Origin of the sequence: Rhodococcus sp. PBTS 1, assembly GCF_001620025.1 — a bacterium.
GTDB classification, from domain to species: Bacteria; Actinomycetota; Actinomycetes; order Mycobacteriales; family Mycobacteriaceae; genus Rhodococcoides; species Rhodococcoides kroppenstedtii.
Map to the genome: position 1 here is coordinate 3,625,485 of NZ_CP015219.1, position 15,988 is coordinate 3,641,472.

Consider the following 15,988-nt stretch of genomic DNA (forward strand, 5'->3'; position numbering starts at 1 on the left):
AAAGGTGCACACCCCCATGTCCGACAAACCCAGTGTGCTGTTCGTCTGCGTCCACAACGCAGGCCGGTCGCAGATGGCCGCCGCCTTCCTCACCCACCTCGGCGGCGGCGCCGTCGAGGTCCGCTCCGCCGGCAGCGCCCCCGCCGAAGCCATCAACTCCGCCGCTGTCGAGGCAATGGCCGAGATCGGCATCGACATCTCCGACCAGTCCCCCAAGATCCTCACCCCCGACGCCGTGGAGACCTCCGACGTGGTGATCACCATGGGCTGCGGCGACGCCTGCCCGATCTTCCCGGGCATCAGCTACCGGGACTGGGCGCTGCCCGACCCTGCCGGCAAGGGCCTCGAGGCGGTGCGCCCGATCCGCGACCAGATCAAGGCCCGCGTGGAGAATCTGCTCTCCGAACTCGTTCCCGCTCGAGCGGACGCAGCGCGATGAGCACGCCGAGTGTGCTGTTCGTGTGCGTGAAGAACGGCGGCAAATCACAGATGGCCGCCGGGCTGATGCGCAAGGCCGCCGGCGACGACGTCGAGGTGCATTCCGCCGGCACCCGGCCCGGCGACAGCGTCAACGCCCTGTCCGCGCAGACGCTGCTCGAAGTCGGGGTCGACCTCACCGGCGAGCACCCCAAGCCGATCGATCCGGAGCTGTTGTCGCGCATGGACTACGTGATCACCCTCGGCAGCGAGGCGACGATCGACCCGGTCGAGGGACCGACCTACTTGGACTGGGACACCGACGAGCCGTCCACCCGAGGGATCGAGGGCATCGAGCGGATGCGTCTGGTACGCGACGACATCGCCGCTCGCGTCGACGAACTCGCGGCCCGGCTACGACGCTGACCCCATCACCGCACTGCACACCGACCGCACGAACCCGATGACCACCACCCATGTTCGGGTGGTGGTCATCGGCGGTGGACAGGCAGGCCTCGCCGCCGGCTACTACCTTCGCCGAGCGGGCCTCGAGCATGTCACTCTCGACGACCAGCCCACTCCCGGCGGATCGTGGCGGGAGTACTGGCCGTCATTGCACCTGTTCTCCCCCGCCGCGCACTCCCGGTTGCCGGGGTGGCCGATGCCCCCGTCGTCGCAGGAGTTCCCACCCGGATCGCACGTCGTCGACTACCTGACCGCGTACGAACAACGGTACGAGTTGCCGGTGCAGCGACCGGTCAGCGTAACCGCGGTGCGCCACAACGGTTCCGGGTACCTGGTCGAGACCACCGCGGGATCCTGGTCGGCGCAGGCGGTCATCAACGCGACCGGCACCTGGTCCCGGCCATTCTGGCCCACCTACCCCGGCATACGGACCTTTCGGGGCCGTCAGATCCACACCGCGCAGTACGACGGACCCGATAGCTTCACCGGACGACGGGTCGCCGTCGTCGGGGGCGGCAACTCCGCCGCGCAGATCCTCGCCGAGATCTCCACCATCGCCGACACCCTCTGGTTCACCACCCGGCCCCCGCGGTTCCTGCCCGACGACGTCGACGGCCGGGTGCTGTTCGACGTCGCCACCCGCCGCGCCCGGGCACTCGCCGCCGGCGACGACGACACCCGCGGTGTGGCCGGGCTCGGCGACGTCGTCATGGTGCCGTCGGTCCGGGACGCCCGCGATCGCGGCGCTCTGCGGGCGCACCCGATGTTCACCGCGCTCACGGCCGAGGGTGTCGTCACCGCCGACGGCATTGACGAACGGGTCGATGCGGTGGTGTGGTGCACCGGGTTCCGGCCGGCGCTGCGGCATCTCCAGCCGTTGCACCTGCCCACCACTGACGGCGGCATCGCGATGGACGGTCTGCACGCCGCCGGCGAACCCACCATGGTCTTCCTCGGCTACGGCGACTGGACCGGGCCCGCGTCGGCGACACTGATCGGTGTCGGCCGCACCGCACGGCACGCGGTGGGGCACCTGACCGCGACCCTCACGGGCTGATCGCAGGATCGCGGTGGGGAGAGTTCACGTGCGATGCGGCGCGCCGATGCAGGTGGAAGTCAGCAGCAGGAAGTGGCCGTCGACGTCGAGCCGGTGGTGACGCTGGGTGCGGGCGCCGGAATCGGCTGCGATCCGAAGGTGTCCGAGTCCGCGAGGACGGTGTAGACCTCCCAGCGCTCCCCATTTGGTCCCGTCACCCACACTTTGTCCTGCGTGGCGAAGCAGCAGGTCGTCCCGATCTCCTCGTCGGTGAACAGCCCCTCGCCGGTCAGGCGGGCGATCTCCTCGTGCACCCGGCTCGACGACTCGACTTCGACGCCGAGATGGTTGATGGTGCCGCTTTGGCCGGGGTTCTCGATCAGCACCAGCTTCAAGGGCGGTTCGGTGACGGCGAAGTTGGCGTAGCCGGGCTTGACCTTCGCCGGCGCAACGCCGAAGAGCTTGCTGTAGAACGTGATCGCGGTGTCGATGTCGTCGACGTTGAGGGCAAGTTGAGCACGGGACATCCGAACCTCCAGGTATGCGACATATGTCGAATTGTTGGCCACCACAGGGTGCGCCACGTATTCGACATATGTCAAGAACGTTGTAGAGTCGGGTCCGTGCCCAAGACGTTGCCGATCATCGACACCACCACCCCGGTGTGCTGCGCCCCCGTCTCCGCTGCGCCGATGGACGAACATGCCGCACTCGAGGTGGCCGTGCGACTCAAGGCGCTCGCCGACCCGATGCGCATCCGCTTGATGTCCTTGCTGCTCACCGACACCGCAGGGGCAGTGTGCACGTGCGACCTCGCCGGCGCGCTGGAACTCGCCGAGTCGACCGTCAGCCACCACCTCGGTCAACTGCGCAGGGCGGGCATGGTGGTCTCCGAGCGGCGGGGCATGAACGTCTACTACTCGGCGCGTCCTGAGGCGCTCGACGCGCTTCGCGCCGTCCTGGACCCTGCGTGCTGCCGGTGAGCGTGCCACTGGAGGATCGACTCGTTCCATCGCCAGAGGACTGTGACGGAATCTGATCACGTTCTCTTGAAACAACACTGAACCCCCAACCGCGAAACCACCGATCGCCTCGACCCTCGGTCGCTGCCGCAACCGTACTTGCATCAGATGCGTGATACGTTCATGCGATGTCATCCAAGGGCATCATCGGCGCGAGCGCTCCTCGCGCTGAGGGATCTGCAGATCATCTGATGCGAGACGGCCTGTCGCTGCTCGCGCCCGAGGAGACCGTGCTCGCGGCGATGATCGAAGGTTGGGAGCAACAGCAGCGCTCGCGGATGCTCGCGAATCTGACCATCGAGCGGCGGACACAGATCGTGCGCAGGTTGGTGGTCTTCACCAACGACTACCCGTGGCGGTGGTCGTCGGCGGACGTAGAGGAGTGGACGACGCATCTGGTGGAGTCGGGGGCCGCGCATTCGACGGTGCGGCTGTATCAGATGGCGGCATCACTGTTCTGCAGCTACATCTCCGACGTCCGCTACCGGTGGCACGAGGTCTGTGAGCGGCACTTCGGGGTGCACCCGGTGCAGATCTTCCATGAATGGAACATGGTCGTGCACCGCAGCGACTACGAAGGGCGGCCCGGGAATCGGCCGCTCACCCGCGACGAGCTGCAGGCGTTCTTCGACTACTGCGACACCCGGGTGAACCGGGTCGGCGCCTCCGGCCGTAAGGGATGGTTGGCAAGCTATCGCGACGCGACGCTGTTCAAGGTGATCTACGCCTGGGGCCTGCGCCGCCGGGAGGCCTCGATGCTCGACACCGTCGACTGGACCGCCAACCCGGCGGCCACCGAGTTCGGCCGCTACGGGGCGCTGTCGGTGCGCCACGGCAAAGCCCTCTCCGGCGGGCCGCCGCGGCGCCGCACGGTCCTGACCACCATGGAATGGGCCGCCGAGGCCGTCGACGAGTGGGTCACCGAGATCCGGCCCCTCTACGACTCCGACCAACTCGCCCTCTGGCCCACCGAGCGCAGCGCGCGGGTGGGAGCGGTGTCGATCTCCCAACGGTTCGCCGAGTACCGCGACGCCGTCGGGCTCGAGAAACACCTCGGCCCGCACTGTCTGCGCCACTCGTATGCGACACATCTGCTCGAGGACGGCTTCGATCACCTCTTCGTCCAACAACAACTCGGACACTCCTGGGGATCGACCACCGCGATCTACACCAGCGTCGGCACCGACTACAAGAACAACGCCCTCCGACGAGCACTGAGTCGGGCGTTCACCACCGCGAGCACCGACGAGGAGAATTGATGCCGCACCCGCAGCTGAACTACCAGTGGCATCTGCGCCGCCTCCTGGCCGACCAGGGCATCTTCGCGACCACCGGACTCGGACCCCTCCTCGCCGAACGGGGCATCACACTCTCCGAAGCACAGGTGTATCGCCTGGTCACCGGGACACCCGAACGTCTGAGCCTGCGCACCCTGATGGCACTGTGCGACATCCTCACCTGCACACCCAACGACCTCATCGAACCGATCGCCGAACCCGCCAGCGGGACAGCGACCGGAACATCGACACACCGCCCCGACACCGCGGCCGCGACCACCCGCGCCAAGACACGAACACCCCGACGCGCCGACATCCGGCCACGGTGATCGCAGGACGGTGCCGCATCTGCACCACCGCCGAGGTTCGCGGCAAGACGGTCTGCGACCGCTGCAGAAAACGAGCCACGCAGCACCGCGGCACGTGCGCCGGCTGCACAAAACCGGACAAACTGTTGGACGACAACGACACCTGCCGGTGGTGCCGCCAGAAGGCGCGTCGCACCTGCACCTGTTGCGATGGACAAGGTTTAGCTCTGACCAGAGTCGAAGGCGACACCATGTGTCACCTGTGCACACTGACCCGCCGCCTCGACGTGATCATCCCTCCAGACGCCGACAGCCCGCTCGCACCGCTGCGGCAGCCGCTCCTGCGCGCCGAACCCGTCACCACCCGCCGATGGCTCATCCGCACCACACCCCTGCTGCACTCGATACAGGACGGCAGCATCACCCTCACCCACGCGTCGTTCGACACCCTCCCGCACCAGAAGTCAGTCGACCACCTTCGCTCGCTCCTCGTCGCCACCGGCATCCTCGGTCCCGACCTCGACCGAAGCCTGCGCCACCTCGAAGCCCAACTCCCCCAATTACTGAGCCGCCTGACCCCGAACCACCGCGCACTCCTGACCAGGTGGACATATTGGGCCGTACTACCCAGACTGCGGGCGGCGACGGAGAAACGGGAAAGCCACGTCAGCGCCCAGAACGCCCGCTCACAGATTCGCCAATCGGCACTGTTCCTCGACCTGCTGCAGAAGCGCTCGACAGCACTCGGCGAATGCACGCAACACGACATCGACACCTGGTTCAGTACGCCCGGAGCAGTCCACTGGCGTGTGAGGTCGTTCCTGACGTGGGCACGACGCAACCGGCACCTGCCCCGCACACTCACCCTCCCCCCGAGCTACCGAGGTCGGGCCGAAGTCCCCACCGACGACGACGAAAGGTGGCAGATCTGTCGACGCCTCGTCCACGACGAGGCGCTGGACCCCGCCGACCGGCTCGCCGGCGCTCTGATCGCACTGTTCGCCCAACCGCTCACCCGCATCGCCGGGCTCACCACTGCCCACGTCACCGAAACCAACGCCGGGGTCGAACTGCGACTCGGCAGCGCCGACACGCTCCTCCTACCGGATCCGTTCGCCCAGATCGCACTGCAACTACCCCAACTACGACGCGCAGGAACCGCCGAGCAGATACCTCGGACGTGGCTGTTCCCCGGTCGCCACGCCGACAAGCCATTGACGGCGACCGCACTCGGTAACCGTCTGCGTCACATCGGCATCAGCCCGCGGGCCCTGAGACTGTCCGCCATCTCCCACCTCACCCGAGAACTCCCACCGAGCGCACTCGAAGCGATGCTGGGCCTGAACGCACACACTGTCGCGCAGCACACGCTCCGAGCAAACGGCCAATGGACGAACTACGCCGCCAACCGCCACTCCTGAGTCCCGCTATTCGAAGGATCGAATACGGCAACCCTGCCAGTGGAGTACGAGTGGAACGCAGCCATGTGGTCGAGGTACGCCCGCCACACATCCGAGTCCACCAGCGCGGCGACCTGGTCGGTGATCGAGGCGTGCAGCTGCGCGGCCAACTCACGGCGGGCGTCGGCCTTGTCCTCGGCGGACTTGGCGGTGGTGCGGGCGGTGCGGTGTGTGGTCATGGTGATCGGTCCCCTTCTCCCCTGGCGTTCTTTCGCCGTCATCTGGCGTGGTGTAGAGGAGGCGGTGCGAGTGACCGGTCGCCAACATTCGAGCCGGGAAGTTTTCGGGGGCCGGAGCGCAGCGGAGGACCGCGGGCCGAAAAGTTGTCGGACCCCGCAGGGGCCGGAGCGCAGCGGAGGTCGGGTGTTGGCGGACAAGGGAGGGAGTGCCGCAGCATCGCAGGTAGCCAGATGTGCCGAAAGAACGATGCTCTTCGGCAGGGCGGAGCGCAGCGGAGCTCCGATCAGGGACACCCGGAGGGGGGCCGGCGCCCGCGGCCGGCCTGCGGTGCCCGGACGGCGGTCACAGCGCCCGAGCTGCCACCTCCCACCCGTTAGGCACGCAGCGGCGTTGTGCGGGAGCGACGGAGACCGGCCACGTCCCCGCCGGGCCGCGGTAGCGCGATGGGTAAGGTCAGTCCCCTGTAAAAACTGTGGGTGGCCAGATAGCAGGAAGAACGTTCACGGGTTGTACGCCCTTGACCGCGTAGGGAATCTGCGGATCCCAGTCGAAGTACACGTTGTTCCACGCCGCCGGCGATTCGAACGACGTCTGCTTACCGTGGAACTGCGCCCCGCCGAATGACGTCCGCTCACCGTGGAACTGCGCCCCGCCGAATGACGTCTGCTTACCGTGGAACTGCGCCCCGGCGAACCACGTCTGTTTACTGTGGAACTGCGCCCCGCCGAACGACGTCAGCTCACCGAGGAACCGCGCAAAGACGAACGACGTCAGCTCACCGTGAAACTGCGCCTCGTCGAACAACGTCTGCTGACTGTGGAACTGCGCATCGACGAGCGACGTCTGCTGACTGTGGAACTGCGCATCGACGAACCACGTCAGCTCACCGTGGAACCGCGCATTGCCGAACCACGTCTCCTCACCGTGGAACCGCGCCCCGCCGAATGACGTCTGCTTACCGTGGAACCGCGCATCGCCGAATGACGTCTGCTTACCGTGGAACCGCGCCCAGACGAATGACGTCTGCTCACCGTGGAACCGCGCGTCGTCGAACCGCGTCCGCCTACTGTGGAACTGCGCCTCGTCGAACCACGTCTGCTGACTGTGGAACTGCGCTCCGGGGAACGACGTATTCACACCGTGAAACTGCGCCCTGTCGAACCACGTCCGATCACCGTGGAACCGCGCCCCGCCAAATGACGTCCGCTCACCGTGGAACCGCGTTTTGCTGAACAGCGCATCACCGTGAAAGAGGCTGCCTTTGAAGTCGGCGTTGTGGAGGTGGGCGCCGCTGAGGTTGTAGTCGTAGGTGCTCCAGTTGTGGTGGTGCTCGGGTTGGGTGTGGTTGGCGATGGTGCGGGTGATGGCTTGTCGGACGTGGAGGTCGTCGTGGGGGTGGGTATAGGTGCGTTGGATGGTGGTGGCGGTGTCGGGTGTGACGATGGTTTGGCGTAGGTGGGGGTGTTCGGTGGGTGGGGTGTAGGGGCGGGTGAGGTAGCCGCAGTAGTAGTTGATGCAGGTTTGGGCTTCATGGTGGGCCTCGCGGTCGATCCAGTCGTCGGTGAGCGCTTCGAGTGCGTAGACGGCGGCGAGCCGGACTTCGGTTGAGGGGTCGGCGAACTGGGCTGCGATGGTGACGAATCGTGCGCGGAGTTCTTGGGTGACGGCGAGGTGGTGGGCGCGGTCGGCGGTGGCGGCGTCGAGGGTGTTCTTCTCGGCGGCTATGCGTTCGGTGCTTTTGCGACTGAGGTGGGTTCCGGTATAGGCGACGATGGCGGCGAGTCCGACGAACATGCCGCCGATGACGGTGCCGTGACCTGGGGTGAGGTCTTGGTCGAGGAACCATCTCCAGGCGGTGGGTGCGCCGAAGCCGAGGCCGGCTCCGCCGAGGAAGGCGGTCGGGTAGATGGTCTTCCAGTGCCGTTGTACGTAAATGGTGAGTGCTGAGGAGTGCTTGTGGCTGCCGGGGGCGCTGCGGTTGGCTCCGGCGAGGCGGCCGGCCTGTTCTCGTGTGCCGTCGGGGCTACTGTCGTTCTGGTCGGCCGGCGGGGTGGCGGGGCTACCTGGTTGCACGCTCCGTGACAGTAGTGCGGGGGCGGCGGCGTGGTGGGTGGCTCACGTTTCGACTGTGGAGCGGGTGGCGGCGTATCTGCTGCCGTTGGGGTTGGCGGCGGTCGCGGCACGCTGGTTGTGCGGCGTGAGTCGATGGATGCGGCGCGCACAGACTGAGTCGACCACCTTCCACCCGTGGGAGTACGCAGCGGGATTGTGCGGGAGCGACGGAACCGGCCACGTCCCGCGGGTCGCGGTAGCGGCTCTAGTCGCGTGTCTGGGCGTCGGATTGACCATCTCGAACGGTCCTTATCGGAGGTGTGTCAGTAACGATCGTTTTAGACACGCGACGCAACTGACACGTCGCTCCTGAGCGGTGGGCGTGTCGGAACTCATGTCCGAAACCGAACCGGCGAGATGTGTCTCTACGACCAGTTCTGACACGCGCGATCGTCGTGCCCCCCCGATTCCCGATCGCCGGTCACAGCACCTTGGGACGCCACTCCCGACTTCGGGGTACGCAGTAGCGGTGTGCGACAGCGTCTGAAAATGACCAGATTCTGCGCCGTGAGCGGCACAGCATGCGGTCAAGCGGTGCGCCACCACGTCAGAGCAGCGGGGTGGCTGCGTTTGCCTCCAGACGAGGGCGTCTGGCAAGCGTGCTCTCAACGGTTCTGTCGCGGCGGTGCAGATGGCGTGAGCCGAAATATTGCGACGGGTGCGGCCTCAGAAGTCGCCCCAGGGGCACTACTGATCTGACGGACCCGTCGGGCCGCACGCGCAGGAGTCAATGAGACGGCGATGTCTTGGTGACCGCCCACTTCCTGGCAAGTCCAAACGCTGCTGCCAGGACGGCAGTAACCACGGTGATGACTGCGACGAAGGTGGGTGCGGAAGTGTCGAAGCCGAGCCACCACGCTGTTGCAGAGCCGGCGGCGGTTGCCGCGATGCCGCCGAGGGGTGCGGCTGCGGCCGTCGCCCGGACCGTAGGGGTGGACCAGGTGTCGTCCCATCGTTTCATCAACAGTCGCACGGACACGGTCGCGGCGATCCAGGCCAGGGCAGCACTGACCGCGTACAGCGGCAACGTCAGGTACCCGGTGGCGACACCGTCTATCCACGACGAGCCCGAGAAGGCGGCCCCGATCACGACCAGCGCCGGCGACAGACCCACCGCTGCTCCCACAACACCGGCTGCGGCGACCCGCCCCGGGCGAACCACCGGATCGCCCGACACCGTGACACCGAGCCCGTGCAGCGCCGCACCCAGCAGTGCTCCGAGGACGAACCCCACCAGCGCAGCCTCGACGACCGATTGGACGCCCGACGGAGGTAAATCGCCGATGAAACCCTGCCCGACCACCACGTACCCGCTCCAGCCGCCGGGTGAGAAAACGGTTCCCGACAGCACTGTCCCCAGGACCGCCGCAATCATGCCCACCACACCGAACCCGACGCCCTGTTTCACCATGGGCTCATCATGGCGCTCGCGCAGGTTCATTCGCGACGGCCCTACCCAACAGATAGGGCAGGCCAATGCTGTCACCTGATCGTGCAGCACTCCCTAACAAGGTTAAACCAGGTTTAAACCTGTAACGTCCCGAGAGACCGATACACGATCGGTCGATGATTCCGGAGGGGTGCCAGTGTCCGAACCGTGGCTGTCCGCTGACGACATCGCCATCCACCTCGGCGTCACCAAGGACACCGTGTACACCTGGATCGCGGAGAAGGGCATGCCCGCTCACAAGGTCGGCCGGCTGTGGAAGTTCCAGGCCAGCGAGATCGACGATTGGATTCGTGGTGGGGCCGCTGCGGACCATGACACGGCGGAGGGCTGACGTGCGAAGCATCGACAACGTCAACGACCTGCTCGGGGACGACCTCAAGACGGAGATCACGCCGGGCGCGAAGGTGCGCATTGCGGCATCGACCTTCTCGATCTTTGCGTTCGAGGCGCTGCGCAAGAAGCTGGAGCAGGTCTCCGAGTTGGAGTTCATCTTCACCTCCCCTTCCTTTGTGACGGAGAAGGTGACAGACAGGCTGCGCAAGGAGCGCCGCGAGTTTTTCATCCCGGGGGGACACGCTGAGTCGAGCCTGTACGGCTCGGACTTCGAGATCAGGCTGCGCAACAAGCTGACCCAGCGCGCAATCGCGAAGGAGTGCGCCGACTGGGTGCGCCGCAAGGTGACGTTCCGGTCGAACGCCACTGGGAACCCGATGCAGCAGTTGGCGGTGGTCGACGAGACCGCCGCCTACTTCCCGATTCAGGGATTCACGACCGCCGACCTCGGCTACGAGCGTGGGCCGGCGGTCTCGAACATGAGCACCAAGTTCGAGGGCGCCCCCGAGACGCGGCATCTCCTCGACATCTTCGACCAGATCTGGAACAACCCGGACCAGCTCGATGACGTCACGCAGGCGGTCCACGATCACATCGCCAGCGTGTATGCCGAGAACTCCCCGGCGCGCATCTACTTCCTGATCCTCTACAACTTGTTCGCCGAGTTCCTCGACGACATCAACGAGGACGTCCTGCCCAATGACCGCACCGGGTACCAGGACACCAAGGTGTGGCAGAGCCTGTACAACTTCCAGCGCGACGCCGCGACCGGGGTCATCAACAAGCTCGAAACCTACAACGGCTGCATCCTCGCCGACAGCGTCGGCCTGGGTAAGACGTTCACCGCGCTGGCGGTGATCAAGTACTACGAGCTGCGCAACAAGTCGGTACTCGTGTTATGCCCGAAGAAGCTCGCGGAGAACTGGACGAACTACAACGCGAACCTGACCACCAACATCTTCGCTGGCGACCGCTTCAATTACGACGTGCTCGCCCACACCGACTTGTCTCGCACCCGGGGCGAGTCGATGGGGCTGCGGCTGGATCGGATCAACTGGGGAAACTACGACCTGGTCGTGATCGACGAGTCCCATAACTTCCGCAACGCCGACTACTCGGGTGAACGCGAGTCACGTTATCAGCGGCTGATGCGGCAGGTGATCCGCGAGGGTGTGAAGACGAAGGTGCTCATGCTCTCGGCCACCCCGGTGAACAACAAGTTCAGCGATCTGAAGAACCAGCTGCAGCTCGCCTACGAGGGCGAGTCGGACAACCTTGCGAAGCATCTGAGAATCTCCACGACGGTCGAGAAGGTGTTCAAGGATGCACAGACCGTGTTCAATGCCTGGTCGAAGCTCGATGCCGAGGACCGCACGACCGACCGCATCCTGCAGATGCTCGACTTCGACTTTTTCGAGTTGCTCGACTCGGTGACGATTGCCCGCTCCCGCAAACACATTCAGGCGTTCTATGACACGTCGAAGGTGGGCGTGTTCCCGAAGCGGTTGCCGCCCCGGTCGATCCGGCAGCCGCTCACCGACCTCGACGACGTCCCGACGTTCGACGAAATCTTCGAGCAGTTGCAGCAGTTAACGCTCGCCGTGTACACGCCGCTGGCGTACGTCTTCCCCAGCCGCCTGCAGAAGTACGAGGATCTCTACAACGTCGGCACCGCCGGCGGCAAGGCCAACCTGGGCCAGCAGGGCCGTGAGCAGGGTCTGAAGAAGCTCATGACGGTCAACCTGCTCAAGCGTCTCGAGAGTTCGGTCGACGCGTTCCGGCTGACGCTGACGAAGATCGAAGGAACGGTTGATCGAACGCTCGGCCGCCTCGAGGGGCGTCAAGGTTCGCTCACCGACATGGACGTCGACCTCGACGATCTCGAAGTCGACGAAGAGGACGCCGCCGACGCCGAGGCGCTCGTGTTCGGCGACAAGATCAAGATCGACCTCGAGGACATCGACGTCGACTCCTGGCAGCGGGATCTGTGGAACGACCGCGAGACGCTGCACCGACTGCTCATGGAGATGCACAAGGTCACGCCCGAACGCGACCTGAAACTCCGCGCCCTGAAGGACCTCATCGCGGACAAGGCGGCGAACCCGATCAACGACGGGAACCGCAAGGTGTTGATCTTCTCCGCGTTCGCCGACACCGCCAACTACCTCTACCGAGAGCTCGGCCCCGAGTGGAGTCGAGACGGGATGGAACTCGGGCTCGTCACCGGCGGCGGGAACGGGGCGAAGACCACGATCGGCACCGGCTACGACTTCCAGGAGGTTCTGACCCTGTTCTCGCCGCGATCGAAGCAGCGGCACCTGACCATGCCGAAGGAGACGATCGAGATCGACGTCCTGATCGGTACCGATGTGATAAGCGAGGGACAGAACCTTCAGGACTGCGACTACCTGGTCAACTACGACATCCACTGGAACCCGGTGCGGATCATCCAGCGGTTCGGCCGTGTAGACCGAATCGGGTCGACGAACACCCACATCCAGCTGGTGAACTTCTGGCCCGACATCTCCCTCGACGAGTACATCAAACTCAAGGAACGGGTGGAGAACCGGATGGTCATCGCCGACCTCGCCGGCACCGCCGACGATAACGTTCTCACTCTCGAAGACTCCGACGTCGCGTTCCGTAAGGAGCAGCTCCGCAAGCTGCAGGACGAGGTCATCGAACTTGAGGACGTCCGCACCGGTGTCTCCATCACCGACCTCGGGCTCAACGATTTCCGGATGGATCTGCTCGGATACCTTAAGGAGTACGGCGATCTGGCCGCCGCACCGAAGGGCCTGCACGCCGTCGTACCCGCAGATCCCACCAGAGGGCTGACGCCCGGCGTGATCTTCGCACTGCGGAACGTCAACGCTGACGAGAACATCAACCGCGGCAACCGGCTCCACCCACACTACCTCGTCTACCTCGGCGACGACGGCACCGTCGTCGCCGACCACACCGAGGTCAAGCACCTGCTCGACCTGATCCGGGCCGGTTGCCGCCCCCACGACGAGCCCGTCGCCGACGTCGTCCGCATCTTCAACGCCGCCACCGGCGAGGGCGCGAACATGGACCGGTACTCCGAACTGCTCACCGACGCGATCCATTCGATGATCGACGTCACCGAGGAACGCGACATCGACAGCCTGTTCACCGGCGGCCATACCACCGCCCTCGCCCAGACCATCGCCGGCCTTGACGACTTCGAACTCATTGCCTTTATCGCCGTCGTCGACCCCGATGGTGAGGCGCCGACGGATGCGTGACCCCGGCATGAACCTGCTGTACCGGTGGCCTGATGCAGCACAGTTCGGCAGCCGCATCTCGAAAGAGAAGTTCTATCAGCACGGCACCATCCCTGCCGCGGTGAGGGAGAAGATCGTCGCCGAGGTGCGACGCATCACCTGGGCGTACAAACTCGCCGAGGCCACCGTTAACCTGCCCGGTAGCGACGTGGTCCCCGAGATACAGGTGTTCCGGATCGATGCGAAGGACACCGACGTCTCCGAGCCGGTGCTGACTGCGATCGACAAGGCCATCCCGTTCCCGATCGTCTTCGAGATTAGCCGCGGCCAGGGCGAGGCCGAGCGCATACGGATGGTGGCCGCGCACAAGCAACTCGGTTCCGATGCGCCCCGACTGAGCGCCTACTACTCGACCGGCTGGCAGCCCGCAGACACCGAACGGCGGCCACTGCCGACCGTGATCACCCTGCCCGCCCTCTACACCGCGCTCCTGGAACCGCTGACCCCGGTGGCGGTGCGACCTGGCGAGGATGTGTCGGAGGTTGCGGCCAAACTGGACGCCGCACGAATGCTCGAACGCGAGATCGCGGCGTTGGAGCGCAAGCTCCGCACCGAGCCGCAATTCAACCGCAAGATCGAACTGCGCCGGACACTGAAAACGAAGCAAGCAGAGTTGGACGCATTGAGATGAAGAGGCAGAACTGACCGTGGAGAAACTGCGCATGACCTCCCCCGACCTGACCGACGCGAACATCGACAAGCTCGCGGAACTGTTTCCCAGCGTCGTCACCGAGACTCTCGATGCCGAGGGCAATCCGAGGCGAGCCATCGACTTCGACCTCCTGCGTCAGGAGATTTCGGATCATGTCGTCGAGGGGCCGCAGGAGCGCTACCAACTCGACTGGCCCGGCAAACGCGCTGCAGCCTTCGCCGCCAACGCCCCCATCACCAAGACCCTCCGACCCGTGCGCGAGGAATCCGTCGACTTCGACACCACCAAGAACCTCTTCATCGAGGGCGACAACCTCGACGCACTCAAGCTGCTCCAGGAGTCCTACCTGGGCAAGGTCAAGGTGATCTATATCGATCCGCCGTACAACACCGGAAACGACTTCGTCTACGAGGACGACTTTGCTGAGAGCACGCAGGAGTACCTCGCCCGTTCCGGACAGGTAGATGACGCGGGCGTGAAGCTTGTGGCGAATACCGAATCCAACGGACGGTTCCACTCGGACTGGCTGAGCATGATGTACCCGAGGTTGAAGCTTGCTCGGAACTTGCTGACTGACGACGGCGTGATCTTCGCTTCGATTGATGACCATGAGTATGACAATCTCAAGAAATTGCTTGATCTCGTCTTCGGTGCCGCGAATCACCTGAATACCTTCGTGTGGGCGAGCAACCTTAAAGGGCGGCAGATTTCGTCCAGCGGAGCTGCCGGAACTAAGGAATACGTGCTCTGCTATGCGCGCCATGCAGAAGAGGCTGGAGCCTTTCGCGTGTCCGGAAGCCAGATGAAGGCTTTGATGCCTTCCATCTACAAGGGATTCAATTATGCGGTTCAGAATGACGAGCACGGACCCTATGTTCTGAAAAATGAGCTATACAACACAAACTCTGCATTCAATGAAGAGACGCGACCAAACCTTGTCTTCGACATCTACTACAACGAGGATTCTGGAGAGGTCAGGACCTCGCCGGTGTCTGTCAACCATACTTACGACGGATTCATTAAGATATCCCCGAAGCAGAACAACAACGGCGTAAACCGCTACCATGCGTTCCGATGGAGTGCGCGGAAGGTCGAGACCGAATCGTACGATCTGGCTTTCGTGGAGTCTTCGAGCGGGTGGAAGGTCTACACGAAAGTTCGTGACGTTGACTCCACTTCACTGAAAGATCTGCTCATGGATATCTCAACCAACGAGGGGGCCGCCGATGTTGAGCGCATTGGAATAGATCCCAGTTGGTTCGACTATCCGAAGCCGGTGAGTCTTATTCGTACGCTAATTGGGGCTGCATCTTCGCGGGATTCCATCGTTCTCGACTTCTTTGCGGGATCCGGGACAACTGCCCATTCGGTGATGCAGCAGAATGCTTTCGATGGCGGCACTCGCTCGTTTATTCTAGTGCAGCTTGATGAGGGAGTTGGACCAGGAAATACGGCGCAAAAAGCGGGTTTTGCTGCAATTTCTGAACTTTCAAGAGAGCGCATCCGCCGAGCTGGCTCGGCCGTACTTGAAAGCGTTGGACTTGCGGTGGGCACGTTGGATGTTGGCTTCAGAAGTCTGCGGGTGGACTCCACCAACATGGCCGATGTGCTGCGCTCGCCTGGTGAGACCGATCAGCTCGCACTCCATCAACTGGAAGGCAGTGTGAAGGCAGACCGATCTGGCGAGGATCTCCTATTCCAGGTGCTACTTGACTGGGGCCTCGAACTAACGATGCCGATCGTCGTCGAGCGGATCGACGGTCACGAGGTCTTTGTGGTCGAGGAGGGGGTGTTGATTGCGTGCTTTGACTCGGAGGTCAGCCCCGAGCTCGTGCGCACCATCGCCAAGCGCGAACCTCTGCGCGCAGTGTTCCGGGATTCGGGTTTCTCCTCGGACGACGCCCGTATCAACGCGGAACAGGTCTTCCGTGAGGTCTCGCCGGCCACGGACGTGAAGGCGATCTGATC

The 15,988-nt window shown here is 64.4% G+C and carries 15 protein-coding genes; 11 read left to right on the top strand and 4 right to left on the bottom strand.

The features are described 5' to 3' along the window. Positions 1-16 precede the first annotated feature (16 nt). The 3 genes from A3Q40_RS16645 to A3Q40_RS16655 are packed head-to-tail and all read left to right on the top strand — an operon-like array spanning position 17 to position 1,939. Positions 17-439, top strand: coding sequence for an arsenate reductase ArsC (locus tag A3Q40_RS16645; RefSeq protein WP_068103874.1), 423 nt, complete (start codon positions 17-19; stop codon positions 437-439). Next, positions 436-843, top strand: a complete 408-nt coding sequence (locus tag A3Q40_RS16650) for an arsenate-mycothiol transferase ArsC (RefSeq protein WP_068103876.1) — start codon at positions 436-438, stop codon at positions 841-843. Before A3Q40_RS16645 ends, A3Q40_RS16650 begins: the two co-directional genes overlap by 4 nt. Positions 844-880: 37 nt before the next feature. After that, a complete protein-coding gene (locus A3Q40_RS16655) occupies positions 881-1,939 on the top strand; it encodes an ArsO family NAD(P)H-dependent flavin-containing monooxygenase (protein ID WP_068103878.1) in 1,059 nt (352 codons plus the stop codon). A gap of 59 nt (positions 1,940-1,998) precedes the next feature. Here the strand turns inward: A3Q40_RS16655 and A3Q40_RS16660 are convergent, their stop codons facing one another. Next, complete coding sequence (locus A3Q40_RS16660; RefSeq protein ID WP_068103880.1) at positions 1,999-2,445, bottom strand: ArsI/CadI family heavy metal resistance metalloenzyme; 447 nt, start codon at positions 2,443-2,445, stop codon at positions 1,999-2,001. Positions 2,446-2,541: 96 nt separating this feature from the next. On the opposite strand from A3Q40_RS16660, the gene A3Q40_RS16665 reads away from it, so the two are divergent. From A3Q40_RS16665 to A3Q40_RS16680, 4 genes are all read left to right on the top strand, one after another. Beyond that, on the top strand, positions 2,542-2,901 hold the full coding sequence (locus tag A3Q40_RS16665) for an Rv2640c family ArsR-like transcriptional regulator (RefSeq protein WP_068103882.1): 360 nt from the start codon (positions 2,542-2,544) through the stop codon (positions 2,899-2,901). Positions 2,902-3,131: 230 nt separating this feature from the next. Next, positions 3,132-4,199 carry a tyrosine-type recombinase/integrase gene (locus A3Q40_RS16670; RefSeq protein ID WP_068103884.1) on the top strand — a complete coding sequence of 356 codons (1,068 nt, stop codon included), beginning with the start codon at positions 3,132-3,134 and terminating at the stop codon, positions 4,197-4,199. After that, positions 4,199-4,546, top strand: coding sequence for a helix-turn-helix domain-containing protein (locus A3Q40_RS19950; protein WP_082833978.1), 348 nt, complete (start codon positions 4,199-4,201; stop codon positions 4,544-4,546). The genes A3Q40_RS16670 and A3Q40_RS19950 overlap by 1 nt, the downstream gene beginning before the upstream one ends. 266 nt (positions 4,547-4,812) lie before the next feature. Further along, positions 4,813-5,946, top strand: a complete 1,134-nt coding sequence (locus tag A3Q40_RS16680; RefSeq protein WP_157889652.1) for a hypothetical protein — start codon at positions 4,813-4,815, stop codon at positions 5,944-5,946. On the opposite strand, the gene A3Q40_RS16685 is transcribed toward A3Q40_RS16680, so the two are convergent. The 3 genes from A3Q40_RS16685 to A3Q40_RS16695 form a co-directional block, all read right to left on the bottom strand. Then, positions 5,922-6,164: a hypothetical protein gene (locus A3Q40_RS16685; RefSeq protein WP_068103888.1), complete on the bottom strand. Its 243-nt coding sequence runs from the start codon at positions 6,162-6,164 to the stop codon at positions 5,922-5,924. The genes A3Q40_RS16680 and A3Q40_RS16685 overlap by 25 nt on opposite strands. 454 nt (positions 6,165-6,618) lie before the next feature. After that, positions 6,619-8,238 carry a pentapeptide repeat-containing protein gene (locus A3Q40_RS16690; protein ID WP_157889653.1) on the bottom strand — a complete coding sequence of 540 codons (1,620 nt, stop codon included), beginning with the start codon at positions 8,236-8,238 and terminating at the stop codon, positions 6,619-6,621. A gap of 766 nt (positions 8,239-9,004) precedes the next feature. Beyond that, the gene (locus A3Q40_RS16695; protein ID WP_157889654.1) at positions 9,005-9,778 is read right to left on the bottom strand and encodes a hypothetical protein; all 774 of its coding nucleotides are present in this window, start codon (positions 9,776-9,778) and stop codon (positions 9,005-9,007) included. Positions 9,779-9,863: 85 nt separating this feature from the next. Here A3Q40_RS16695 and A3Q40_RS16700 point away from each other — a divergent pair, with 85 nt between their 5' ends. The 4 genes from A3Q40_RS16700 to A3Q40_RS16715 are packed head-to-tail and all read left to right on the top strand — an operon-like array spanning position 9,864 to position 15,986. Further along, the gene (locus A3Q40_RS16700) at positions 9,864-10,058 is read left to right on the top strand and encodes a helix-turn-helix domain-containing protein (protein ID WP_068103894.1); all 195 of its coding nucleotides are present in this window, start codon (positions 9,864-9,866) and stop codon (positions 10,056-10,058) included. Between the two features lies 1 nt (position 10,059). Continuing rightward, complete coding sequence (locus tag A3Q40_RS16705) at positions 10,060-13,329, top strand: helicase-related protein (protein WP_068103896.1); 3,270 nt, start codon at positions 10,060-10,062, stop codon at positions 13,327-13,329. A 7-nt stretch (positions 13,330-13,336) separates the two neighbouring features. After that, positions 13,337-13,999: a DUF4391 domain-containing protein gene (locus A3Q40_RS16710; protein ID WP_068106455.1), complete on the top strand. Its 663-nt coding sequence runs from the start codon at positions 13,337-13,339 to the stop codon at positions 13,997-13,999. A 31-nt stretch (positions 14,000-14,030) separates the two neighbouring features. Next, complete coding sequence (locus A3Q40_RS16715) at positions 14,031-15,986, top strand: site-specific DNA-methyltransferase (RefSeq protein ID WP_069972975.1); 1,956 nt, start codon at positions 14,031-14,033, stop codon at positions 15,984-15,986. Positions 15,987-15,988 lie beyond the last annotated feature (2 nt).